Origin of the sequence: Rosistilla ulvae, assembly GCF_007741475.1 — a bacterium.
GTDB lineage: Bacteria > Planctomycetota > Planctomycetia > Pirellulales > Pirellulaceae > Rosistilla > Rosistilla ulvae.
The window spans coordinates 4,585,709-4,610,333 of sequence record NZ_CP036261.1 but is presented as its reverse complement, the minus strand read 5'-3'; the positions used below and the strand labels follow the sequence as shown (position 1 = coordinate 4,610,333).

Here is a 24,625-nt window from a genome sequence, read left to right as displayed (position 1 = left end):
AAAAGTCTTCAGACAACCCAGGGGTAATCGTCGTGGCAGGTACACGTTTCTTGGGGTATGTTCAATAGAAGACCGTTTGATATCGGGGGCCGGGGGGCACCCGCGCTGCCGAACCGTCGAGCATCATGAAGTGACATCGACCGTGGAATTGAGCCCGTTGAATATCGTATTACTGACTACCGAAGCTGTTCCATTCGCCAAGACCGGCGGGCTAGCCGACGTCTGCGGTTCGTTGCCGCAGCAATTGGCCGAGCGTGGGCACAAGGTGACGGTGATTATGCCCGCCTTTCGCCAGGTGTTTGGGTGTGGTCGGCCGATCGAACCGACAGACCATAGCGTCTCGGTCGAGATCGCGGGCAAAACGGTCACAGCGCGATTATTGAAAAGCTATCTGCCCGGCGATCAATGCGAAGTGCTGCTGATCGACCAACCGTCCTACTACGATCGCGAGCATCTGTACGGCGACGCTCAAGGTGATTTTTGGGATAACTGCGAACGCTTTTCTTTTTTCTGTCGGGCCGCTCTGTCGGCGATCGACACCCTCGATTCTCCCCCGGATATCGTCCATTGCAACGATTGGCAGACCGGTCTGATCCCGGCCTATGTCGCCAACCGCTTCGAATCGCATCCTTGGATGGATCATGTCACGACGATCATGACGATCCACAACATGGCCTACCAGGGACAGTTTTGGCACTGGGATATGTTGCTCAACGGCCTCGGTTGGAGCGAGTTCACGCCGGACAAAATGGAGTTCTACGGCCATCTGAACCTATTAAAGACGGGACTCGTCTTCGCCGATTCGATCACCACCGTTTCGCAGCGATATTCTCAAGAGATCCAGCAGGCCGAATACGGTTGCGGTTTGGATGGGGTGTTGCGAAACCGACGCGACGTGCTGTCGGGGATCGTCAACGGCGTCGACTACCAGATCTGGGATCCGTCGACCGACCAACATCTCGACACGCATTATGGCATCGACGATTGGAAGGCTGGCAAGCAGGCCAATCGCAGTGCGCTGCGACAGGAACTGGGGTTGGAGGACAATCCCGAGATTCCTTTGATCGGATTGATCGGTCGCTTGGCCGACCAAAAGGGCTGGGATCTGGTCACTGAAATGATGAACAACTGGTTGGGCGATGGTAGCCCGGTGCAGTGGGTCGTCTTGGGAACCGGCGATCCTCGGTATCACCAGACGCTCTCTGATTTGGCAAATCGCTATGGCAAACGCCTCGCCGTCCATCTCGGTTTCTCCGACAAAATGGCTCACCGCATCGAAGCGGCGTCGGATATGTTCCTAATGCCCAGCCGGTATGAACCGTGCGGGTTGAACCAGTTGTATAGCCTGCGTTACGGCACCGTTCCGATCGTCAACCCGACCGGCGGTCTGGCCGATACGGTGACCGATACCACCGACGAGACGGTCCGCCATCAGACGGCGACAGGTTTCCATATGAACAGCTTTCACGCCCGCGCTTTGGGCGAAGCACTCGATCGCGCGGTAACGACCTATCGCGATCGGCCCGATGTATGGGAACAAATCGTTCGAACCGGGATGCAGCAGGACTGGTCGTGGCGGCAGAGTGCGCTTCGTTACGAACAGGTCTACCAGGAAACGATCAACCGAGTTCATGGCGAAGTCGTCGGTTAACGTCGCCATACCACTGCAACATCGCCGCTGGAGTTCTCGCCAGGGCGGCTTCAGCTCTGTCGAGCGCGGACGCTGTGTACGACCCGATGGCAATCGGGCAACGATTCAAGGAAGATCCGACCATACGGTTTGGTCTGCACGCGCGGATCGAGGATCACCACCATCCCGGTATCGGTTGCGGTTCGAATCAATCGCCCAAAGCCCTGTCGCAGCTTGATCACAGCTTCGGGCAATTGGTAATCGACAAACGGGTTACCGCCGGCGGCGCGGATCGCTTCCAAGCGGGCTTCCAAAAGTGGATGGTCGGGGACGCTGAACGGCAATTTCGTGATGATCACGTTCTGCAACGCGTCTCCCGGCACGTCGACTCCCTGCCAGAAACTGTCGGTGCCAAACAGCACGCTCCGTGGATTGCTGCGAAACGCATCGAGGATCTGCGTCCGCGATTGGTCGCCTCCTTGGGTGAACAGCGACATTCCCTGTTGGACCAACCAAGGCGTCAACGCCGCGGCGACTTTCTTCAGCAGACCGTAACTTGTGAAGAGCACAAACGCGTGCCCATCGGTCTCCAAAATGTAGCGTTTCACCTGTTCGGGGAGCGCCCGTTCGAAGGCCTCCCGCTGGCTCGACGGATCGGGCAAGCCATCGACAACGATCAGTGTCGCTTGGTCGCGATAGTTGAACGGGCTGCCCACACGCAGCGATTCCCCGCCGGTGAGCCCGACGCGAGAGCGATAGAAATCGAAGTTCGCTTCGCTGCCGACCGCCAGCGTGGCGCTTGTCATCACGACCGAACGGGTCTTCTGGAACAGCATCTCGCGTAGCGCTTCGCCGACATCGATCGGCGTCGCCGCTAGATTCACCCGGTCGAAACCGCGATGCGACCGCGTTCGTTCGACCCAGTAGACGTAGCCATCCAACAGTTGTTCGTTCCACGACTTCAGCGATTCAGCCAACACCGTCAACCGATCGTGCGCCGACATGAAGTCCTTGCGGACCGATTCGTTGTCCATTCCATCGCCATAGCGTTTCAATTGCTTCGCCAACGCCGCTAGCGGATCGCTGACGACGTTGGGCGTCAGGTTCGGTCGTCGGACGCGTCCGTTGCGGCGCGGGTCTTCGTCCCACCAATCCAAGAGGCCAGCAAAGTACTCGTCGGCGGCGAAGTGGCAACGGTCGACGTCCTGTTGCAACCGCTGCAGATCGTGAGCGATCAACAGCCCCTTTTGCGTCCGCGGGTTATACAGCTTGTTCAGGATGTAATCGATCTGCCCGTTGGAAACTCGGATTCCCAAGTGGTCCCCGGCGACAGCTTCGATCGTGTGGCATTCGTCGAGAATCACCGCGTCGTAATCGGGCAATAAACTGATGTCCTGCTGTCGCAGCGCCAGATCGCTGAAGAACAGAGCGTGGTTGACGACCAGGATCTGAGCGTTTTGCATCCGCCGGCGAGCTGCGTAATAGAAGCACTTATCGTGCGTCTCGCACTTGCGTCCCATACAGTTACCGCTGTCGCTGGCGACTTCATCCCACACGCCAGCTTCGATCCGCGTCGGCACGGTGCTGCGACTGCCGTCGGTCGTCTCCTTGGCCCATTCGGTGATCTGACGCAGCTGAACGTGCTGCGTATCGCGTTCGAACATCCCGGCGGCTTTGGTCTGCGCCAGCTTCAAACGCCGCAGCGAGACATAGTTCGATCGGCCCTTGACCAGCACCGACGAAAACTCGCGCGGGATCACACTGTTTAAAAGCGGCAGGTCTTTCATGATCAGTTGTTCTTGCAAGCTGATCGTGTGCGTCGAGATCACCACTCGGCGAGGTCGCGGCGGATCGCCCGCCGAATCTTCGGCCTCCTCTTCGCGTTGGTCGCCAGTGGCGAACAGAATCGCGGGGACCAGATAGGCATAACTCTTCCCCGTCCCTGTCCCCGCTTCGGCGACAAGATGGTGCCCCTGTTCGATCGCATCGGCGACCGCATCGGCCATTCGCAGCTGTTGCGGGCGGTGTTCGTATTGCGTCAGTCGCTTGGCGATGCGTCCATCGGGGCCAAGGATACTGGCGGCATCGAGCATGAGCGGACTTCGGTTGAGGAGAGCAAAGGGGGAATTTCGCCAAAGCGGCGTGGAAACCTGGAGTTTAACGCAGAAGGCCGGAGTCGGAAATCACAACGGCTGAATTTGTAAGCTATCTTCCCAACAGAGGCGTGCGCGCCGCGGGCTACCGAGCGAAACGGGACCTAAAAACCTTCGCAACCCGCACTCGCTGCACCCCGTAATCGTTGTATTTTTCCAAATTCTCGCTTCCTCGTTAAGAATGATTGACGTTGGTTGGTGGGATTTGGTCCAACAAGCATTCCGCAAACCGAACTCCAACGCCGCCCTAGGTGTTGGCGGTGGAACTTTAAAGAGAGCCGCGAAGCGTTGCGACTAATCGCTCGCGCTCTCTGCAAACCTATCCGTGGTAAAAATCATGTCGACTCAAAACAAACCAGCACTTGCAATCGTCGTCCTGACGGCAATCCAATGCTTGGCAATCGCTGCGCCCGCTCAAGCTGGCCCGCTTTGCGATTGGTTGTTTGGTCGCAACCGCACCGCCTACTATGTCCCCACCGGGACCTACATGCCGACGCCGCAGGGGCCAACGGTGACCGCCGGCTACCTGCCGACCACCAACGTCGCTTACCCACCGGTCTATAACGGCCAGCAACAGTTCGGATCGACAGCCACTGCGTTCCCGCCGCAAGGCATGGCCGTCACCTCCTATTCGCTGCCGACAGCGAATCAGCCCGCGCTGCCGGTTGGAGCTGCCAACTATTCAGCCGGTTACCGCGGCGGTTCGCTAAACCAATACGTCCTGCCACCCACCGGCACGACAACCGCCTATTCGCCGATCACCGGCCCAAACGCTGGCAATCAGAACAGCCCGCTGCAAACGGCCCCTTACTATTGGCCGAACCAACCGCGGCAAAGCTTCTTCGGTTCGTGGTGGCCCAACGTTGGTTCGTATTTTGGCTCCGGCAACTACTATCCATCGAACACGCCCTATCCAACCAACACGTACACCAGCAACTACTGGTCCAGCCTACGCGTCCCCGCATCTGGATCTGCTGGGGCACAGATGTATCCACCAACGACAGCTGGCTACCCAACCGCTGCTCCGGTGACCGCTGGCTATCCGACCGCCGGCTATCCGAACGCGGCTCCCGTCACCGCCGGCTATCCCAGCTATCCGACCAATCCAGTTGTCAGTGGCAGCCCTGTCACGACAACCCCTTCGTATTCCGCCGGGTTCTCGCCGCACACAAGTTATTCAACGAACACCTATAACGTCCCGGTCACCTATTACCGTCCAATCCAATCGGTCGATCCGCGAACCGGTCAACAGGTCACCACGATGCAGGGTTGCCGATCGTACCAAACCCAGGTGCAACGTGTTCCTTCCTATTCGCTTGGCGGATCAGCTCCTGCACCTCAGTGCTCGGGCGAACCACAATGTCCTCCCGGTTCTTACGAATCGAAGCCAGGCTACGGCACCAACCAATACGCACCGGCCACCAACCCTTACAACCAACAGGTAACGCCACCGGGAACGCCGACCAATCGTCCTTCGTTTGGCAACGCTCCGGCTCAACCGAACTACGGAACGCCCCCCGCAGCTCAGCCAAACTATCCGGCTCAAGGAACTCCGCAGGGAACGTATCCACAGAGCACCTACCCGCAGGGGAACAACTACGGGGCTCCGCCACAAAACGGTAACGACCAAACGCCGATGCAGCAGCCTCAGTTGCAAACCAACAACAACACGTCGCTCAGTCTGCCATCGTTCCCTGGAACGGGAGCGAGCAATTCGCAACCTGGCTTCCAGTATCAACAACAGCAACCGTCGACGCGATTGGATGTGAAACCGATCCCCGCACCGGCTCAGTATCAGTTCCAATACAACACGACCGACGATCGCACCGCTCGTCGCGAACCGGTTCCAGCAGAACGTGGTTCGTCGAACGTTGCTCAAGCGACCTACAAGACGATCCAATGGGCGGTTCCTAAGTCGAACCAACGGACCTCCGTCGTCACGGTCTCGACGCAACGCAACGAATTGCCACGGTTGACCGCTCCGCGAAACACGCCGCCGCAGCAAACCGCTCCGCGCTACAACGCTCCCGCTCGCCCTGCACCGCAAGGCAACGGCGGCTACCGCGACAGCGGCTGGGTTAGCGGACGCTAGAGCTTCCGTTGCGATAAACCTGTCGCCAACGCAGCAAACAGCTTTCAGAGAGCTCCGATTCGTCGGAGCTTTTTTCGTTTTGACGCAATGAAACCATAGATCCTTTCATTCCGGGCACGCCGGTAATCTGCCCTGACACGACTGCGGCTTTGCTCTGTCAGCCGGCCGATTCGACGCTGAACCGACGCGGCAGGCGTGTTACAATACGCCTTCAAATGCTGCGTAAATCTTCCCTCCACCACCGCTCACGATACGGAACCCGCCATGCAAGCTGCTCGCCCCACACGCCGCACCGCGCTGAAAACCTCCGTCGCCTTTGGCGGCTACCTGATCGCGCCGGAAGTTTCGGCAGCGGAGTCGACTTCGGCGAACGAACAATTGAACATCGCCTGCATCGGCATCGGTGGTCGCGGAGCGGCGAATGTTAACGGAGTGAAGAGCCAGAATTTGGTGGCGTTGTGCGATGTCGATCAGCAGCGGGCGGGCAAGGTCTTTGAGCAGCACAACCAAGCTGAAAAGTTCGCCGACTACCGCAAGATGTTCGACAAACTCGAGAAGCAGATCGATGCGGTTGTCGTCAGCACGCCCGACCACACGCACTTCCATCCGTCGATGGCGGCGATGGAACGAGGCAAACATCTGTACTGCGAAAAACCGATGGCCCACTCGGTCTGGGAAGTTCGCCAGATGACGAAGATGGCGGTCAAGCAGGACGTCGCGACACAGTTGGGTTGCCAACGGCACGCTTTGGCCAACATGCACCGTTCGGTCGAACTGATCCAAGCCGGCGCGATCGGCGACGTCAGCGAAGTTTACAGCTGGGTCGGCGGGTCTCGTGGGATGCCATCGATCCCGAAAACATTCCCCAAGGTTCCCGAGACGGTCGATTGGGACCTGTGGTTGGGACCGGCGATGCCTCGCCCCTATGATTCGACTTACTGTCCCTACGGCTGGCGTTTCTGGTGGGACTTCGGCACCGGCGAGACCGGCAACTGGGGCTGCCACATTCTGGACATCCCCTTCTGGGCGCTGGGACTGAAATATCCATCGCGCGTCGAAGGATCGGGCCCGGAAGTCGATGACCAACGAACGCCCAAGCAGATGGCGACCAAGATGCACTTCGCCGAACAAGGCGTCGATCTGCACTGGGATCACGCCAGTGCAGGCCCCGCGAAACTGAAGGAACTGGGCATCGATGGCAAAGGGATGAACACGCTGTTTATCGGCAGCAAAGGGATGCTGTTGACCGGCTTTAATAAGCTACGGCTGTTGCCCGAAGAGAAGTTCGCCGACTTCAAAGCTCCCCAGCCGACGATCCCCAAGTCGCCGGGCTTCTACAAAGAATGGATCACCGCCTGCAAGGGTGGCGAACCGGCGACCTGCGACTTCCGCTACTCCGGCCCCTTGGCCGAGACAGTCCTATTGGGCAACGCAGCCTACCGCGCCGGCGGCAGCTTCGACTGGGACGGGCCCTCGCTGACAGCATCGGGCAACGACGCCGTCCAACCGTTCCTGAAAAGCGAATACCGCAAAGGCTGGGAAGTCGCCGAGGTCTGATCCCCGCAAGCGGTCCAAACGCTGAAGCCCAACCGTCAGCCGCCCCAATCGTTTAACCGCGTGCCCAGCGGGCCGCGCGTCCACACTCCCAAGTCGCCCATGCAACGACAAAGCGCGGGGCGATGCCCACGCGGTTAAACAAAGCACTCCAGTCGTTTAACGAAGGAGCCTCGGACCGTCGCAAGAATTAGCGGCGGGATGTAGTGGACGAGGTTACGAGCTGTTGATTACCCAGAAATTCCCCGAAGGGAATCAAGCAATTAGCCGTAGGTAAGCGCAGCGCCACCTACGGTTTCGACGGAACTCACCACGCTGACCGCGCAGGCGGTCGCAGAATCCCGCGCAGTTGCGCTGCGACCACCTTCGGGGTCGGCCGTTCGCGTCTCGCGTCATTCCGGTGGTATCGCGTTCGCTCAACCACCGGCTAATAGCTGCCACGCCGTCGGCGTGGTTGCGACTTGTGGGTAATCAACAGGAGGTTACGAGTCCCAGCGATTTGGTCTGATGCAAAAGGACTCGTAACCTCGTCCACTACGGTTCGTTGAACGGTATTGCGGTTAAACAAAACACACCAATCGTTTAACCGCGTGCCCAACGGGCCGCGCGTCCACGCCCAAGTCGCACATGCAACGACAACGCGCGGGGCGATGCCCGCGCGGTTAAACAAAGCATTCAAATCGTTTAACCGCGTGCCCAGCGGGCCGCGCGTCCACGCACAGGTCGCACATACAACGACCGAGCGCGGGGCGTTGCCCACGCGGTTAAACTATCGCTAATTTGCCGCCAGCGATTGCGACAGCTTTTGCACGGTATCGAAGAACGATTGCGCGTCGTAGCGTTTCTTGGCGATCAACGTCGCGAGGTCGTCGTCGATCTTGTACTCGCGTCCCGGCGGCAGCGAGACGACGGCAAACGCATCCTCCGATGGAATCCCTAGCGTGAACCGGTCGCCATCGACATGCATCACGCGGTTTTCCACTAATTGAGGTCGCAGCAACACGATCTCTTTATTCGGGACCACGTATCGCGAACCGCCGTACCCATCGAGGACCCAACAGACAGTCCCAACGGATCCTTGTGGCGAGACCCAGACGAAGAAGCGGACGATTACCTTTTTATGTTTGCCGTCTCGCAACATGATCGTCGGCGCATCGAAGATCGCTCCGTCGCGATATCGAGCGACCTGAACGATCTCCGACAGCGCCCGCTCGTTGGCGGAAAAGACGGCCCCGCCGATCATTCCCAAATCCGCTCCCAGCGACTTGTGCGTGTCGCTGGTGATGACAACATCTTGGCCATCGATCTTGGTCGTAAAACCGACACCAATTTTGTCCAAGGTGAATCTCCCCTCGGCATCTTTGGCGACGTTAGCCATGTAGGCGATGTTGAAGAGCGAGGCGTAATGCTTCACGGTCGAGGAAGCAGCATCGACGTCCCCCTTGCCCAGCGAACCATTGACAAATAGCAACAGGTCCGACCATCCCTTGGCCCCATCGGGCGTGATCACCGTTCCCGCCGGGATGCGTTCCAACGGCTGGATATTAAAGTCTCGCGAGACCGCTTCGACGCCAACGGCATGTTGCGTCGTCCCCAACGCAGCAAATAGAACGGCTAAAACAAGAGTTCGCTGGACAGGCTGACGAATATCCATCGCGTTTCACCTCAGTAAAGAAGAACAACATTGTCTGTTTGTATCTTGCAAGACGCGATCACGTCTCTCCATAGACTGGCCGCAGATTATCAAAATCGCTGTCGTCTGACAATCAAACCGACACTCCGATCTGCGACCCAAAGGCCAGTTCCATCTGGGAATGGCCTGCCCAGAGAGCGACACGCAATGCAAGCATTTATTCCGATGGGAGAATCCAGCCGCCGGCACCGGCCTGCGAACGCCACTCCATTGCTGTTCTGGAACCAGCAATTTGCGTACCGCATGGGCGGACGAGAACTCAACGATCGATTCCCAACAAATCCCCCAAATAGCGCGAGCCTCCGCCACGTTGGACTGTCCCTTACCGATACGATAGCGGAACGCAAGGTTCTGGTGAAATGGAGTGTGGGTGATGATTGAAATCGATGGTTCGCGAGGCGAAGGAGGTGGGCAGATCCTGCGGACCTCCTTGGCTCTTTCCATGGTCACTGGCCAACCAGTCCGGTTTGTGAACATCCGGGCCGCGCGCAGTCGTCCCGGTTTGTTGCGGCAGCACTTGACCGCGGTCAAAGCGGCCGGGGCGATCAGTGGCGCAAAAGTCGATGGCGATCGTTTGGGATCGATGACGCTCACGTTTGAGCCATCGAAGATCGAAGCGGGCGATTATCACTTCGCGATCGGTTCGGCGGGGAGTTGTCTGTTGGTGCTGCAAACGATTTTGCCTGCCCTGATGATTGCCGACGGTCCGTCGCGCGTCGAGTTGGAGGGTGGAACACACAACCCGTTTGCACCGCCGTTCGAATTCCTGGAGCTGAGCTTTTTGCCGCTGTTGAAAGAGATCGGACCCGAGGTTCGGTTGACTCTCGATCGACCGGGCTTTTATCCGGCGGGTGGTGGTCGCTGTAGCGCAGCGATTACGCCAGCGGAAAAGCTGCAACCGATCGAGCTGATCCAACGGGGAAAGCTGTTGAATCGCGAGGCGTTGGCGATCGTGTCCCGTTTGCCGGCGAAGATCGCGGCACGCGAACTGGAGACCGCCGCGCGGACGCTCGGTTGGCCAAAGAGCACCTTAAAAGTCGAACAAGTGACGACGTCGCCGGGCCCCGGCAACGCGTTGTTGTTGAGTGTCAGCTATGAAAACGTGACCGAAGTGGTAACCGGATTTGGCGACGTGAAGGTCTCTGCCGAACGCGTGGCGAAGCGTGCCGCCGGTGAACTGAAGAAGTATTTGAATGGAACAGCGCCGGTCGGAAGCCATCTGGCCGATCAATTGTTATTGCCGCTGGCGATGGCTGACGGCGGACAGTTCCGATGCCAGCAGACGACGCAGCATACGTTAACGAACATCGAAACGATCAAGATGTTTTTGGATTTGGAGATCGACGTTCAGCCACAAGATGATGAATCCGTGTTGATTCGAATCGGTTGATCGATGGGATGAGGGATGTGGGAGAAGCATGATGAAGACGCGTGAACTGAACAACTTGGGAATTCCAAAAGGGATCGCGATGCAAGCGGCTGTCGAAGCGGTCCGCAACGCGTCGGCCAAGGGCTTGAAGCGACCTGAACTACGAACCGCCATCGCGGCGATTGTCGAAGACCCTTCGTCGGCGGTCGACGATCCTCTGTGGGGATCGTTGGCCGATGCTTTGCAGACCGTCTTCTCAGCTCAAGACCGTTACATCGGTCGCGACGAACCCGCTCCCTGGCGTCAGTGGGGTGACGGGCTGGAAGCTGGTGCGGTGTCGCAGATGGTCGACGCTTGCAAGCTGCCGGTGACCGTATCGGGTGCGTTGATGCCCGACGCGCACTTGGGTTACGGCCTGCCGATCGGTGGCGTGCTGGCGACGAAGGACTGCGTGATTCCTTACGCTGTCGGCGTCGATATCGCATGCCGGATGAAGATGACAGTTTTGGACATGCCTGTCGAAACGCTCGATACCAATCAAGATCGATTGCGAAATGCGATCGAGCGTGAAACGCAGTTCGGGATCGGTGCGAGTTTTCGCAAACGGCGGCAACACGAGGTGATGGATGCCGATTGGCGCGTCTCGCCGATCACGTTCCAGAACAAGGACAAGGCGTGGAAGCAGTTGGGAACCAGCGGCAGCGGAAACCACTTCGTCGAGTTTGGCGTCTTGACGCTGCCGGTGGACGATTTGGGATTGGCAGCCGGAACGTACTTGGCGCTATTGAGTCACAGCGGGTCGCGGGGAACGGGAGCGTCGGTTTGCGCGCACTACAGCAGTGTGGCCAAAGCGACGCACCCGGAACTGCCACGCGAACTGCAGAACCTGGCCTGGTTGAAATTGGATACTCAGGAGGGCCAAGAATATTGGAACGCGATGAATTTGATGGGGGAATACGCAGCGGCCAACCACGCCTGCATCCATCGTGAAATCGCAAGCCACTTGGGAGTCGAAGTCTTGTTGGATGTCGAGAACCATCACAACTTTGCCTGGCGAGAATCGCATGGCGGAGAGGAGCTGATCGTCCACCGCAAGGGAGCGACTCCGGCGGGCCAAGGCGTGTTGGGAATCATCCCCGGTTCGATGGGAACTCCCGGATACGTCGTCCGCGGAAAAGGAGTCGAAGAGTCGCTGTTGAGTGCTTCGCACGGCGCGGGGCGGCGGATGAGTCGCACCGCGGCGAAGAAGCAGTTCCGATGGAAAGAGGTGAAGAAGTTCCTGGACGATCGTGGGGTGACGTTGATGTCGGCTGGGCTGGATGAAGTCCCGATGGCCTACAAAGACATCGACCAAGTGATGGCATCGCAGCACGATCTGGTCGAAACCGTCGCCCGCTTCGATCCGCGTTTGGTCAAGATGGCCGAAGCGGGAGAACGACCGGAGGACTAACGCCGGATGCTATGGCTGTCGCGAAGAAACTTCACCCTCCCCCAACGAAGTTTACAGGGGAGGGTCGAACGAACGGAGCGAAGTTCGGGGAGGGGAGTATGCAGTCATCGATCCAGTATCGATGCCGCTCCCCGGCAATCTCGCTGAAGGCTCGTTTGCCGACCCTCTGAGCTTCGCCGGGCGGGCGAAGCAAACCGCTGCTAAACCGTTGCGTCGATGACGGCGGCGAGGATCTTGCCGTCCCCTTTGCCATCCACGTCGTGACTCAGTTCCGCGGTCCAGCGATGGCCGGCCATCGCTGGCAACTGGGCCAGCAAGTTGCCGGCGATTTCGGCTGTCGCTTGTCCCTCGCCGTCGCAGGCGATGACGCGGACGTTTTTCCAGTCACCCAACAGCCCCAGGCCGGTCGCCTTGGCGACTGCCTTCTTCGTCGCGAGGATCGCAGCGAAGCAGCGCTCACGGTTTTCGCACGCCGACAACAGCGAGACCTCTTCAGGCAGCAACGCCTCTGCAACGTGAGCCTCTTCGACCTCGGCGATCGGATGGACCGCAACGCCAACGCGGCGGGCTGTCGATGCAAGCGCGTAGCTGAGTTTGTTGCAATGAGCTACCGAGATGTTCGGCATCACCGCGTCGGCCGCTGGTACATCACCTGCGCTTGGATGTTGAGCTCGCCTTGGCAACGCATAGGGTCGGCCGTTGCCATCGTGCCGCGTGTCGATATCGGACATGTATAGCCGCTGACCGTGCTGTTGATGCCACAACCGACGAACGGCATCTTTGGCGACGACGCGGCCAAAGACCCAGCGAACCTTTTCGGCGTGAGGGATTTGCGCGTCGATGAAGTCTTCGTATTCCTGTTCGCTCAACAACACTTCGGCTGCCGCTCGCAACAGCGTCGGTTGCGACAGGTCGTCCAACCAAGCGAACCGCGCCGTGGCGATCGCATCGTCCGCCGCCGAAGCCTGCGTCGCAAACTCTTCCGACAAATGGTAGACGTTCTTGGGGCCGTGGAAATTGACTTCGTGAAACGGCAGATAGAAACGCCACAGTCGAACGCCGTTGATGCGATTCCAAACGCGTCCCTCGCCGTCGATCGAAACGACCGAATGAGTGAAGTGCCGCGGCGATTGCTCGTCCAAACTCCCGTGGCATTCAAACCGCGTTCCCACTGCGGGCCGCGGTCCGAAGAACTCGACGCTCTTCACCTCAAACGGCAACATGATCCGCCCCGTCTGGTCGGGCTGTTCCAGATGCCAGGCCGCGTTGGGATGCATCGCGACATCCAACAGGACCGGATCGCCAAGGAATTCGACCGGTCGATCATCGCGGAACAGCTCATCCCGCGGCAGGACTTCGATCGTCGATTCGATTCCTTGTTTGCCGATCTTCGCCAGGCTGCGGACACCTTGGAACAATTCGCCATGAAACAAATTGTTATACATCGTCTTCAGCGTCGTCTCGCACTGCTGAGCGTCGGTAAGTTCCAACGGCTGGGCGAGCGGAGCTTCTGGATACGCAGCCGCCAGTGTCACCGTGCCAACCGCCGCCAGCTTCGGCTTGTCGCCAAACGGCTCTTCCCGATTCCCGGTGTCCATCACGCGGACCAGCACACGCGTCGTCGCGTCGTCGTCCGCTGGCATCAAGGTCGCTTCGATCCGGATCGTGATCGGATCGCGCTCGTAAAACGCCAACCATCGCGACAACTGGACTCGGCTGATCGAACAGACGACCCGTTCGGGAGCCAGCTGCAGCGCCGCCTCCATCATCATCTCCAGCGTGAACGTCATCGGCATCACCGGCAGCCCACATTGCTCGGGCCGGATCGCGCTCACCTCGCGGCCGCCGACGGTGTGATGCGTCGCGTAATGTTCGATCGCTGGATCGAGCAACCGATGCATGACCAGATGCATCCCCGGTTCAAACTCGCTGACTTCGCCCAACAGCGGCAATTCGGGACGGGGCAATCCGCCTCCGCCGCCGCTCGCCGCTTCCTCAAACGCATGCTCCTCGCCCGACCATAGGCTTTCATTCGCCAGAATGTCATCGGTGGGCAGCGCCGCCGCGGCGGCCAGGCGACGTCGCGATCGATTTCCGGCCGTCGCACGTCGTCCGCTGCGAGAACCGATCGTCCGCCCCGCGTTCTTGGCAACGAGAAACTGCTGCATCACATCGCTCTGTTCCGCCAGCAACTGCTGCATCGTTTCCAGATGCGACGACATTACCGAGTCGCTTCCGGGAGCGATCGCTGCGGCAACCGCTTCGCGCGGCGACGGCGGAACAAAAGAATTCCCTTGAGCCTGCCGGAACTGCAGATCCAACGCCTCCAACTGGATCGGAACGTGATGCGCAGCCAGTTGAGCCGCGGCGTGGACGATCTGATCGGCGGTCGACAAACGGGGCGTGTCCATCGGAATCGCCGCATGCGGCTGGCCTCGCAAGATATCGGCGACAAAGGAACTGATATTCCCCCGCGGGCCAACTTCCAGGAACAGCCGCACGCCGTCGGCGTACATCTGTTGGATCAGCGATTGGAATCGGACCGGGTTGTGCCAATGAGCCAACGAGAGCTGGCGGATCTGGTCGCTGTCGTCGGGGAAACGTTCGCCGGTGGCACACGAATACAACGGCACATCGGGCGATCGGAAACCGACGCGATCGAAGGCGGCACGCAGCGGGTCCATCAGCGGTGCGAACATCGGCGTGTGGTAGGGCTGCTGCAGCGAAAGCGCCTCGACGATCCAGCCCGCTTTTTCGATCGCCTCACGAACGCGCCGCGTCGCTTCGCGTCGGCCAACGACGATCGATTGATGCGGGCAATTGTCCATCGCCACCATCGCCTGGTCGCTCATCCCCGCTGTCGCCAACGCTTGGAAGACGACAGGTTGCACCTTGTCGGCGGCAGCGGCAACGGCCAGCAGTTCCGCGTCGCCGCCCCCCGACTGAACCTCCATCTGGTTCATCACATTGGCGAACATCGGCAGTTCCGTCGTCAGCTCCATCGACCCGGCGGTCATCAGTGCCGCCAATTCGCCGGCGCTGTGACCGGCGGCGGCTTGCATCGGCACGCCCAACATCTTGGCAACTTCGCTCAAGCACCAGCCCGCGCTCAAGACGCTCAACATCGCATTGTCTAACCGACGCAACAACTGTTCGCCTCGATCGCGATCGTCCTGCAACCAACCATCGATAAAGTAACGCAGGCTCTGGAACGGCGGGCCAATCTGACGGGCAAAACCGTCGCACTGTTGGAGCACCGATTCGACTTCGGGCCACTGGGAATCGAGCCCCTGCAGCATTCCCAGGTACTGAGCCCCTTCGCCGGGGAAGAGCCACGCGATGCCACCGGACAGGCCCAGCGGTTCGGGATAATAATAGATCCCGCCGACATCATGGATCGGTTTGTCGGGTCGGCGCTCCAAGCGATCGGCGGCGCGAGTCGCTAACAAACGCAGCGCTTCCTCGCCGTCGGCGACGATCACCAACCGTTCGGGCGCATGCGGATCTGAAGTTGCCGATTCCCCACCAGCCAACGCTCTCAGGTTCGCAACCAGTTGAGGTTGCGATTCGGCCGCGATCACATATGGTTTCAATCGGTCGGAGCTTGCGTTGGTATCGGTCATCGGTTCCAGAGTCAGTCGAGGCTATCGCAGTCGAACGCGACAGAGGTACGAATCGGCGGTGATAAATAGGTCCTTGCCATCGGGGCCGCCGAGGGTGCAGTTGCTGGTTCGTTGGCCCGTCAGCAAACGGCCGATCAGTTTTCCCGAGGGTTCAAAAACGTAGATCCCGCCGGGGCCCGAGGCCCACAGGTTGCCTTGCGGATCGACGGCCAATCCATCGGGCAAACCGGGCAATTTGCCTACCTGATCGGTTGCATCATAAAGGATCGACATTGCCCCAGCGGTACCATCGTCATTCAAAGCAAAGCGAGCCCAGATTGCCTGTTTGGGGTCCGACTGAGCCACGTACAACGTTTTTTCGTCGGGAGAAAGTCCGATTCCGTTGGGACGAGCGAGTTCCTTGGAGATCAGGGTCAGGGTGCCATCGGTCGCCAAATGGTAGACGCCACAGAAGTCGAGTTCACGCCGCGGGTCGTCGTATCGCTTAGGCATTCCGTAGGGCGGATCGGTGAAGTAGATCGCTCCGGAAGAATGAAGCACCAAGTCGTTGGGGCTGTTCAGTCGCTTGCCTTGATAATTGTCGACCAGCGTTCGCTTGCCGCCATCGCGCGTCAAAACGCTGACGCGGCGATCGCCATGTTCACACATCATGACTTGGCCCTTGGCATCCAACGCCAATCCGTTGGCACCAGGTTCCAAGCCGTAATAAGTGTTACCGGTGTAGCCGCTGGGGCTCATGAACAACGACACGCCGCGCTTCGCATCCCAACGGAAGATCGAATTTCGCGGGATATCGCTCAGCAACACATAGCCATCCTCCTCGGGAACCCACAGCGGCCCCTCGGACCATGTGAAGCCCGACGCAAGGACTTCGATCTTTGCATCTTTTGCCAACAACTTGTCTAGCGCAGGATCCAAGCGTTCGATGCGGCCAAGCGAATCCTGAGCCGAACAAGGTTGAGCGGCCAGTCCAAACAAAATCGCAGCCAGCGCAAGGGAGCGGAGAGCGAAGGTCATGATGAAGCCTCAAGAGAGTTTTCCAGGAGGGGGAAGAATCCGCTCCCGCACCCAGTGCCTATGGGGGCGGGAGAGCACGCGGAATAGCTTAACCACTCACCGCTCCAATGGAAACCAAATCAGAACCACCGCACTAGATTTCCAGCCATCTCCTCGAACACAACCGATCGGTGTCTTTTTTTGACTTGTAGCAGGAATCCCAATGTTCAGCGATTCAATCCGAAGCTGCCTTGATGCCGGTGGCCCGAACAACACCTACCAACGATGCAAACCGTCTGTCACCAAGCTGTGACCTTCAACCAGGCCGGAGGCCGACATATCAACTGCCGGCGGTGTCAGCCGCCGGTCATGAAGGTCGAGTCCCCGTCTAGGCCGGAGGCCGGCACATGGAATACACACATGTGTCGGCCTCCGGCCTTGGAATTTATGGTGCTGCCGATACCGGCGGCTCACACCGCCGGCAGTTCGTGTGCCGGCCTGCGGCCTAGGGATTGGTGGTGCTGCCAGTACCGGCGGCTTACACCGCCGGCAGATGGTGTGTCGGCCTGCGGCCTGATGGATGTTGACACAATCGGCTGATACTTTGAGGCACGGGGGATTTAGTGAGCCGTATAAATCTCATTCTCCCACCTTGATCAGGTACTGCATCAAGGGCGGCTTGCAGGCCGGAGGCCGACACAAGGAATGCCATCGAGCCAGCAGGCACAAGAAGAAATTGATTGCCTAAATGCAGCTCCCTAAACCTTCGGACTACTCCCAAACTCGCGCTGGATCGAATTCGATTTCATGCTTTGCCAAAAGCGCGAGATACTCATCCTGGAAGGTCTGTTGCGCATGATGTGTCAACTGATTTTCGATATACCTGACAACCCTGTCGGCTTGAGAAGGGCTAACCGTAAACGCGCCGTAGCCGTCTTGCCAATGAAACTTGAGCTTTCCCGCTCGCGCGTCGTTGATCTGTCGACTTGAATTAGACTTCAGCGCTCCTACGAAATCGGCAACCGCGATTTTAGCTGGAATCCGGACCAGTACGTGCGCATGGTCGTAGAAGCCACCAATTTTGATCGCGAACCCTTCAAGATTTTTTGCGATTCCAGCCATGTACGACCAGACTTGGGCGCGAAGCGCATCGTCTTGCAACAACGGGCGTCGATCCTTCACGCTAGAGACGATGTGATAGAGCAACTGTTGGTGCGTGGACATGCTGGTACTCCACCCGAATCGATTGGTGTCGCGATACAATATTGTTTAACGAATCCAGCCTACACCGCTTCAACCTAATGTTAAGAGTTTTTGAGGCAAATTTGATTGATCGATTACCGGGACTCAACACTCGATTGTGCCGGCCTCCGGCCTAGGGAGTTTTCTTGGTCCTCCGCTAACCGGCGGCTTACACCGCCGGCAGTTCGTGTGTCGGCCTCCGGCCTGGTATTTTCCTATCATAAAATCATACCGGCGGCTTACACCGCCGGCAGATCATGTGCCGGCCTTCGGCCTGGGGGATTGCTGAAACATGTCCTTGAGTTTGGTGTGGTCGGGCAGCCGGGGGACTCGGTGCGCTGAAGCTATGTTGTTGCCCCTCGTTCAGGACAATAGACAAGAGCTGTTTTTAGGCCGGAGGCCGACATAACTAATGCCGGCGGTGTGAGCCGCCGGTAGCCAAGGCCGGATGCTGAACCAGGCCGGAGGCCGACACAAGGAATGCAAGAATGTGTCGGCCTCCGGCCTTGGGCGAGTTCTTACTCGGCCGCTAACCGGCGGCTTACACCGCCGGCAGTTCGTGTGTCGGCCTGCGGCCTGAGACTTTGCTGATCGCCATATAGTGGCCGCATACGCCGCCGGCACTAGATTTGTCGGCCTACGGCCTGGTGCTTGCCGAGATGGGGGATTGGGCACCCTATAGGCTGCGCAGGAAGGTCAGCAGGTCTTCGAGGTCGGGTTGGGAGAGCGGTTGATCTAGCGTGTGCTTGTGCTCGGTGAAGACAGCTTCCAACGATTCGGCTCGTAGGTCGTGGAAGTAGCGTGGGCCGCGCTGGCCGACGCCCAACAGCGATGGCGGGTTGAAGCGGGTGTGTCCGAGTTCGTCTTCGAGCCCAACGTCGTACAATTCCGCCGAGGTGTATTTGCTGCCGGCGTGGCAATCGTTGCAGCTTTGGCGTTCGAAGATCGCTTGGCCGCGCGCGATCGATTCGCCGACCTCGGGGATCGAAGCGTCGACGACCGGCGGCGGTGGGACCAAGGAGTCCAGAAACGCTGTCAGCTGAGTCACCTGTTCGCCGGTGAGTTTATTGTGCCCCTGCATCGTCGTGCGGACGGTCCGCTGCAGTTGAGCCTCCAATTTTGCGTCGGCCCCGATCCAGCCGAAGGGAGCCGTATCGGCGCGGCCCAACAGCGAGATAACTCGCTTGGGCGACGTGTAGGCGCCGTCGCTGAGATTGTCCGCTCGTTCGTTCACCGCGTGGCCGCCGGGATGACAACTGGAACAACTCATCCAACCATCGTGCGCCAGCGACGCGTCGTGAAACAGGCGTTCGCCGAGTTCGGCTGTCGTGGGAGTCCAATCCTCCGACAAGCGAACTGTTTTCAATACGCTTCGCTCTCCGATATCGATCTGGGTCAACGAATCGTCCAGACGATTGACAACCCAACCGGTCTTGCCGCGGCTATCGACAGCAACCGCTACGGGATTGATGCCGACGGGCAGGCGAGCCAATTCGTAGAACTCTTCGTGGCCGATCGCTACTTCGTTCGCTCCACCCAACGGAACGATAACGATCCCGTCGACGGTGCAGACGAGATCGTTCGGATCGGCGCCTCCCTGTCCAACAATCCCGATCGGATCGATGTGCCCATCTTTGTAGAAGTTCTCTTCGTCGGCTTCCATCACACGGCCGCGGTCCAACCAACGCAGATCGTTGGAAACCATCATGCCCCAGTGGATGTCGTTGTTGGATGATTGAGCGGCGGAGTTGAGCATCTGGTGCGAAACGATCAACCGCTTGCCGTCGGGATCGTCGACCATCCCGCGGATCCGATGCCCGTAGAATTCGATCTGCCGGAGTTGTTCCCCGGTCGACGCGTCCAGGTAGGCGATCTGGCTGCCAAACGCATCGACTGCCAACACGACGTTTTCCGGCTGCAACAACCGCAATGTCTTGGGAGAGAAGTTTAGATTCCGAGTCCAGACCGGACGCGCCGGTTCGTCGATAGCGGGGCGAGCCACACACGTCACCTGACGACTCCACAGCCCCGCCACCAACAACTGGTTCGCTTCGCCAGCGATCACCGAGACAGGATTTTTCACGCAATCGATAGATAGTCCCGTGGATAGTTTGCCGCCGTCGAGCGTGATCTCGAGCAACCGGTTTCCCGTTTGATCGATGGCCCATGCCGTCTCATCATCCAGCTGTTCGATCGCTACCAAATCGCCACCGATCGCAAGCTGCGATTGAATCTCTCCCGAATCGGCATCGAGTGCGAGGATTTCGCCGCTGCGTTGGCAAGCGACCAAAAGCACTCGATCGCCGGCGATAAAGCAGGCGTCGACAGGTCGCCGTGATTGTTGTGCTTCAACCGATGTCGCAACGCTAAGGGCGATACCGATGAACAGAACAAACGATCGGCCCAACGGACGGCAGATTTTTTGAGGATGTTTAGAATCGTTGCGCATTGAATGGGTTCCAGTTCGATTCCAGGCGGTGGCGACGCGGGAGTTGGAATCCCATCGAGCCGCACTAGATCATAACAAAGGTCCGATCCACGCCATACAGCAAGCTCCAGGCGAATGTTGATTTCCACCATTTTCCGCGAAGGAATGTGCGGGGCAAGCATGGACCAACCGCAGACTCGTGCCGCTTTCGGCTGGCGTTACTTCATCGATAGGGGACTCACTCGCGTTTGGAAGTGTTGCAGGAGCGGTTCCGGTTCACGGGAGGCTTGCAACATCGCGGCGGTACAACCGAAACGTCTCCGGCGATTTGGGGCTGTTCTCCGAGAGGGCCCGGTTTCGCTTCCTCCTTTAACTGTTGTCCGGTCGCATGGCTGCTGCAGCCTAGATCCGAGCCGCCGGCCGACGTGGCGATGTCGTTCGCAAATCGGGCCAAGTATGGGAGCGGATCGGTCAAATCGGAGCCAAACCGACCAAATCGCTTTGCGTTGATTGCGTGTCGCCAAAGAGAGAATCGTTGGGCACGAAACGTGCAACGGGGGAAAGGTGTCTCAATCCAATCAACCCGTTCGGAGAAATCGAATGTTCAAAAAAATGACTGTCCATCTAACGACTGTTTCCCTTCTTCTAGGCCTTGCCTGCGTCGCAGTCGCGGACAACCCGACCAACGAACCGGTGATGCAGCGGTTGCAGGGTCGATGGGAAGTCGTCGCAGGCGTAAACCAGGGGCGCGAGCTGTCCGAAGTGGAACTCAAGGGAACCTACAACACTGTCGCGACCAACACGATCACGACTTATGATCGCAATGAGCACCAGCGGTTTCGCGCCGTCTTCAGTATCGATTCGGCTGAGGATCCGATTCAGATCAACATGACTTCGGTGCCGCAGAAATCGACGGTCGCCAAACGCGACTTGAAGGTTCCGACGGAAGACATCGTCGCCGCGGGGATCCTCAAATTCGAGGGAGATGACAAATGGTCGCTCTGTTATGCGTTGCCTGGAAACGATCGCCCCACGAAATTTGAATCGCCCGAGGGGAGCAAGGTGATGTTGTTTCATCTAGTGCGACGGCAGGGCGATCCCGTTCCCGATGGTCGTTCGGCGAGCAAGGCGAAGTAGATGCCACCGTCGCCTCTTTGTGTGACTTCAAATCAGCCGGTCCGCTCGCGTGGGGACCGGCTTTTCTCGTTCGATCATTCAGCGCCTGATTGGTTCTGCATCTGGCGCCGTCGTAAAATAGCGTTAGTTGGGCGACGCCGATCAGAGCGGCTTCACGCCTGGTTGCGAATGCCCTTTTAACGCGTCGTTGTGCCGAGTCAAAAATGTTGCAAGAGCTTGACGTTCAAAATCTACAAACGATCGCGATCGCTGCCGCCTGTGGCGCGGTGTTGGGAATCGAGCGTGAGATCGCTGGCAAACCGGCTGGTATTCGCACGCATATCTTCGTCAGCGCTGGATCGGCGTTGATGATGATCCTGGGGCAGGAGATCGTCGACCAATTCGCTCAGCACGAAAAGGATGCCCTTCTGAAAGCCGATCCGATTCGTATTCTGCAGGCGATCGTGGTGGGGATCAGCTTCCTTGGCGCCGGCACGATCGTCCATCAAAAGCGGGAGGGCGTCGAAGGTCTAACGACGGCGGCGACGATCTATCTGACCGCTGGCATCGGCGTCGCTACCGCAGTCGGCCGCGTGTCGCTTGCGCTGATGCTGACCGCATTTGCTGCGGTGGTGCTGGTAGTGCTTGGTTTCGTGGAAGATCGGATCGCTCGCCACTTCCATCGTAAGAAAGCGAAGAAGCTGGATTAGTGCCGGCTAATTCGCGTGAGAGTAGATACATTCTGAATGTTGACGTCGCTCTATTTCGTGCCGGTGAGCGATTGAAACTGCGGGCACCGGCAATGAAGAGTCGTTTCGAAGGCTGGTGACTCCGATTGTGGAGCGTCGTCTATAGCGGGACGTACGCGTTGGTTGCTTCATCGGTCTCGGGACGCTTCCCTTGCAGGTAAGCCTTGCCAGCTTTGATCAGATAGGAGACGCCTTGCAAGCCGGAGTTGTCCCAGTACTGGCCGTGCAGCGGCTCGATGCGTAGCAGCACGATCGCTTGGCTCGCCTTGCCTTCGGGGAACCAGACCTTCCAAGCCTCTTTCCACAGTTCGTTCAGCTTCGCCCGATCGTCGACAGCTTCCGCGGTCCCGGAGATCGAGACGAACTTGTGGCCGCTCTGCATCGTCACCGCGACCTCGACGTCTAGCATCAGGTCGGCAACTTTGCCCGAGTTGCGGTCGGTGACGAACCATATTTGGCCATCCTTTTCGACTTCGGCGATCGCCATCGGACGGGCGTCGAGCGTGCGGTCGGTGCTGCGAGTGACGAGCATCGCGTTGTCGAATTCTTTGACGAGGTCGATCAGTTTTTGTTGAGTATCCATGGTGATTGCACCTTTCGATTTTGGGAGGGCGGAGGCGATCGCATCGCCACTGCGACGATGCGATGCAGCGGCTGGCGACGCCAGGAATTAGGCGGTTTGCTGGGCGTGTTTACCCTCGGCAAACTCTTCGATCGCTTTGTCGCAGAAGGCGGGCAGATCGTCGGGGTTGCGACTGGTCACAAGTCCCTCATCGCAGACGCATTCCTCGTCGACCCACTGGGCTCCCGCGTTGATCAGATCGGTCTTCAAACTGGGCCAGGATGTCACCTTGCGACCGCGGACCACGTCGGCTTCGATCAACGTCCAAGGTCCGTGGCAGATCGCTGCGACAGGTTTGTGCTGTTTGAAGAAATCGCGGACGAAGTCGACCGAGTGGCTGCAGGTCCGCAGCGAGTCGGGATTGGCAACGCCGCCCGGCAGGACAAGGCCGTCGAAGTCTTCGGCTGTGCTGGAATGAACCGATTGGTCGACCGGGAAGGTATCCCCTTTTTCGTCGTGGTTCATGCCTTGGATCTGTGTGTCTTTCGGCGAGACCAAAACACACTCCGCCCCCGCGGCTTTGATTGCTTCCCTCGGTTTGGTCAGTTCAACTTGCTCAAAACCATCGGTCGCCAGAAACGCGATCCGTTTACCTTGTAAAGATTGGCTACTCATTGGAATCTCCATTTTTTCTGAGTGAAGGTTCGTTCAGAAAGTGGAGAAGCAGATCGCGTGCCAAGGCTTCGTTCTTCGCGATGCTTGCCGATATGCGCGGTGAGGCTGGTTGCAAACGAAGCAGCTTGGAGTCCAAGCCGCCAGCCGCGCGGCGGACTCCCATCGAGGACGGCTAGCTGTTAATCAGCACAACTTTGCCCCGATCGACTCCCTGTTCGATGCGGCGGTGCGCCGCGGCGGTTTCGCTCATCGGGAACTGACTGTCGAGCGTGATCTTCAGCTTGCCCAGTTCGTACAGACCGATCAGTGCTCGCAGATCGTCACCGCACGGTTTGGCGAGCATCACTTTGCCCCGCTTCGACAGCGGCGTCGTCAACAGCGACATCATGATTCCCTGGACGTCCGGTTCGGTCGAAACGAAGCGGCCCGAATCGGTCAGGACCGCACGGGCCGCGAGATAGCCCGATTTCCCGGCTGCATCGAAGATCAGATCCCATCGCTCGCCGGCCTTGGTAAAGTCGACTTTGTTGTAGTCGTAAAAGACGTCCGCCCCCAGTTCGCGACAGAAGTCTTCGTTGGCGGCGCTGGCGATGGCTGTGACGTGGCAGTCGTAAGACTTGGCAACTTGCACCGCAAACATCCCCACTCCGCCGCTCGCTCCGTTGATCAAAACGCGTTGCCCCGCTCGGATCTTGCCGTGGTCGCGGAGCGATTGCAGGGCGGTCGTTCCCGCCAACGGGATCGCTGCGGCTTCTTCGGTCGGCAGCGTGTCGGGGATTCGGGCGGCGACGCCAACCGAACAGACAGCAAAGTCGGCGCAGGCACCGCCGCGGATGTAGTCGAGATACGCGATCACGCGATCGCCCGGTTTGAACGGGGCGTCGGGAGCACAATCGGCGACGGTGCCGGAGATGTCGTAGCCGGGAATGCGTGGAAAGCCGAAAGGCAACAGCCCCTTCATCTCGCCGCGTCGCAATCGGTAATCGATCGGATTGACGCTGGACGCTGCCACCGACAGCAGCAATTGCCCCGGTAATCGCCGCGGAATCGGTAGCTCGGCGCGATGCAAAACGTCGGCTTCGCCATAGTCGTCGTAGACGATCGCCTGCATCGTTTGGCCGATTGGACGCTCGCTGGCGGTTGCGTCGGCTTCCCTATATTGAGTAGACATCGATGGTTTCCTGTAAAAGTGGGCCTGCCAAGGGGCGGCTGCAAATTGCTGTGACAGCGGCGAGCCGCTACGGTAGACGAGCGGCAAACCGCGTGCCGATCGTTGCAATGCTGCGATCCAGG

At 58.9% G+C, this 24,625-nt stretch carries 16 protein-coding genes; 7 read left to right on the top strand and 9 right to left on the bottom strand.

The window, feature by feature from the left end:
- The first annotated feature begins 157 nt into the window (after window positions 1–157).
- A complete protein-coding gene (gene glgA, locus EC9_RS16240; protein WP_145346795.1) occupies window positions 158–1,651 on the top strand; it encodes a glycogen synthase GlgA in 1,494 nt (497 codons plus the stop codon).
- A 50-nt stretch (window positions 1,652–1,701) separates the two neighbouring features.
- Here glgA and EC9_RS16235 read toward each other — a convergent pair whose 3' ends face one another.
- Entirely contained in the window at window positions 1,702–3,723 is a 2,022-nt protein-coding gene (locus EC9_RS16235) for an ATP-dependent DNA helicase (protein ID WP_145346793.1), read from the bottom strand.
- Between the two features lie 397 nt (window positions 3,724–4,120).
- Between EC9_RS16235 and EC9_RS16230 the strand changes: the two genes are divergently transcribed.
- Entirely contained in the window at window positions 4,121–5,875 is a 1,755-nt protein-coding gene (locus tag EC9_RS16230) for a hypothetical protein (RefSeq protein ID WP_145346791.1), read from the top strand.
- A 264-nt stretch (window positions 5,876–6,139) separates the two neighbouring features.
- Window positions 6,140–7,432 carry a Gfo/Idh/MocA family protein gene (locus EC9_RS16225; protein WP_145346789.1) on the top strand — a complete coding sequence of 431 codons (1,293 nt, stop codon included), beginning with the start codon at window positions 6,140–6,142 and terminating at the stop codon, window positions 7,430–7,432.
- 772 nt (window positions 7,433–8,204) lie between these two features.
- Here the strand turns inward: EC9_RS16225 and EC9_RS16220 are convergent.
- A complete protein-coding gene (locus EC9_RS16220) occupies window positions 8,205–9,083 on the bottom strand; it encodes a pyruvate kinase (RefSeq protein ID WP_145346787.1) in 879 nt (292 codons plus the stop codon).
- Between the two features lie 412 nt (window positions 9,084–9,495).
- On the opposite strand from EC9_RS16220, the gene rtcA reads away from it, so the two are divergent.
- Together rtcA and EC9_RS16210 are read left to right on the top strand one after the other, a co-directional pair.
- Entirely contained in the window at window positions 9,496–10,512 is a 1,017-nt protein-coding gene (rtcA, locus tag EC9_RS16215; RefSeq protein ID WP_145346785.1) for an RNA 3'-terminal phosphate cyclase, read from the top strand.
- A gap of 28 nt (window positions 10,513–10,540) precedes the next feature.
- Entirely contained in the window at window positions 10,541–11,941 is a 1,401-nt protein-coding gene (locus tag EC9_RS16210) for an RtcB family protein (protein WP_246105723.1), read from the top strand.
- A gap of 200 nt (window positions 11,942–12,141) precedes the next feature.
- On the opposite strand, the gene EC9_RS16205 is transcribed toward EC9_RS16210, so the two are convergent.
- The 4 genes from EC9_RS16205 to EC9_RS16190 form a co-directional block, all read right to left on the bottom strand.
- On the bottom strand, window positions 12,142–15,564 hold the full coding sequence (locus tag EC9_RS16205; protein ID WP_145346783.1) for an acyltransferase domain-containing protein: 3,423 nt from the start codon (window positions 15,562–15,564) through the stop codon (window positions 12,142–12,144).
- Window positions 15,565–15,585: 21 nt separating this feature from the next.
- Window positions 15,586–16,581 carry an SMP-30/gluconolactonase/LRE family protein gene (locus tag EC9_RS16200; protein ID WP_145346781.1) on the bottom strand — a complete coding sequence of 332 codons (996 nt, stop codon included), beginning with the start codon at window positions 16,579–16,581 and terminating at the stop codon, window positions 15,586–15,588.
- Window positions 16,582–17,331: 750 nt separating this feature from the next.
- Window positions 17,332–17,784 (bottom strand): IS200/IS605 family transposase, encoded by a 453-nt coding sequence (gene tnpA / locus EC9_RS16195; RefSeq protein ID WP_145346779.1) that lies wholly within the window; start codon window positions 17,782–17,784, stop codon window positions 17,332–17,334.
- Between the two features lie 694 nt (window positions 17,785–18,478).
- Entirely contained in the window at window positions 18,479–20,251 is a 1,773-nt protein-coding gene (locus tag EC9_RS16190; RefSeq protein ID WP_145346777.1) for a cytochrome c peroxidase, read from the bottom strand.
- Between the two features lie 579 nt (window positions 20,252–20,830).
- Between EC9_RS16190 and EC9_RS16185 the strand changes: the two genes are divergently transcribed.
- Complete coding sequence (locus EC9_RS16185) at window positions 20,831–21,367, top strand: TIGR03067 domain-containing protein (RefSeq protein WP_145346775.1); 537 nt, start codon at window positions 20,831–20,833, stop codon at window positions 21,365–21,367.
- 203 nt (window positions 21,368–21,570) lie between these two features.
- The gene (locus EC9_RS16180; RefSeq protein WP_145346773.1) at window positions 21,571–22,056 is read left to right on the top strand and encodes an MgtC/SapB family protein; all 486 of its coding nucleotides are present in this window, start codon (window positions 21,571–21,573) and stop codon (window positions 22,054–22,056) included.
- A gap of 139 nt (window positions 22,057–22,195) precedes the next feature.
- Here EC9_RS16180 and EC9_RS16175 read toward each other — a convergent pair whose 3' ends face one another.
- From EC9_RS16175 to EC9_RS16165, 3 genes are all read right to left on the bottom strand, one after another.
- The gene (locus tag EC9_RS16175; RefSeq protein WP_145346771.1) at window positions 22,196–22,678 is read right to left on the bottom strand and encodes a pyridoxamine 5'-phosphate oxidase family protein; all 483 of its coding nucleotides are present in this window, start codon (window positions 22,676–22,678) and stop codon (window positions 22,196–22,198) included.
- 87 nt (window positions 22,679–22,765) lie between these two features.
- Complete coding sequence (locus EC9_RS16170) at window positions 22,766–23,332, bottom strand: type 1 glutamine amidotransferase domain-containing protein (RefSeq protein WP_145346769.1); 567 nt, start codon at window positions 23,330–23,332, stop codon at window positions 22,766–22,768.
- Between the two features lie 172 nt (window positions 23,333–23,504).
- On the bottom strand, window positions 23,505–24,503 hold the full coding sequence (locus EC9_RS16165) for an NAD(P)-dependent alcohol dehydrogenase (protein WP_246105721.1): 999 nt from the start codon (window positions 24,501–24,503) through the stop codon (window positions 23,505–23,507).
- Window positions 24,504–24,625: the final 122 nt, after the last annotated feature.

Coding starts and splice junctions, on each gene's coding strand:
- EC9_RS16205 (WP_145346783.1), bottom strand. CDS start 15,564: ATGACCGATACCAACGCAAGCTCCGACCGATTGAAACCATATGTGATC.
- rtcA (WP_145346785.1), top strand. CDS start 9,496: ATGATTGAAATCGATGGTTCGCGAGGCGAAGGAGGTGGGCAGATCCTG.
- EC9_RS16210 (WP_246105723.1), top strand. CDS start 10,541: ATGATGAAGACGCGTGAACTGAACAACTTGGGAATTCCAAAAGGGATC.
- EC9_RS16220 (WP_145346787.1), bottom strand. CDS start 9,083: ATGGATATTCGTCAGCCTGTCCAGCGAACTCTTGTTTTAGCCGTTCTA.
- EC9_RS16180 (WP_145346773.1), top strand. CDS start 21,571: ATGTTGCAAGAGCTTGACGTTCAAAATCTACAAACGATCGCGATCGCT.
- EC9_RS16175 (WP_145346771.1), bottom strand. CDS start 22,678: ATGGATACTCAACAAAAACTGATCGACCTCGTCAAAGAATTCGACAAC.
- EC9_RS16170 (WP_145346769.1), bottom strand. CDS start 23,332: ATGAGTAGCCAATCTTTACAAGGTAAACGGATCGCGTTTCTGGCGACC.
- EC9_RS16185 (WP_145346775.1), top strand. CDS start 20,831: ATGTTCAAAAAAATGACTGTCCATCTAACGACTGTTTCCCTTCTTCTA.
- EC9_RS16165 (WP_246105721.1), bottom strand. CDS start 24,503: ATGTCTACTCAATATAGGGAAGCCGACGCAACCGCCAGCGAGCGTCCA.
- EC9_RS16200 (WP_145346781.1), bottom strand. CDS start 16,581: ATGACCTTCGCTCTCCGCTCCCTTGCGCTGGCTGCGATTTTGTTTGGA.
- tnpA (WP_145346779.1), bottom strand. CDS start 17,784: ATGTCCACGCACCAACAGTTGCTCTATCACATCGTCTCTAGCGTGAAG.
- EC9_RS16230 (WP_145346791.1), top strand. CDS start 4,121: ATGTCGACTCAAAACAAACCAGCACTTGCAATCGTCGTCCTGACGGCA.
- EC9_RS16225 (WP_145346789.1), top strand. CDS start 6,140: ATGCAAGCTGCTCGCCCCACACGCCGCACCGCGCTGAAAACCTCCGTC.
- EC9_RS16235 (WP_145346793.1), bottom strand. CDS start 3,723: ATGCTCGATGCCGCCAGTATCCTTGGCCCCGATGGACGCATCGCCAAG.
- EC9_RS16190 (WP_145346777.1), bottom strand. CDS start 20,251: ATGCGCAACGATTCTAAACATCCTCAAAAAATCTGCCGTCCGTTGGGC.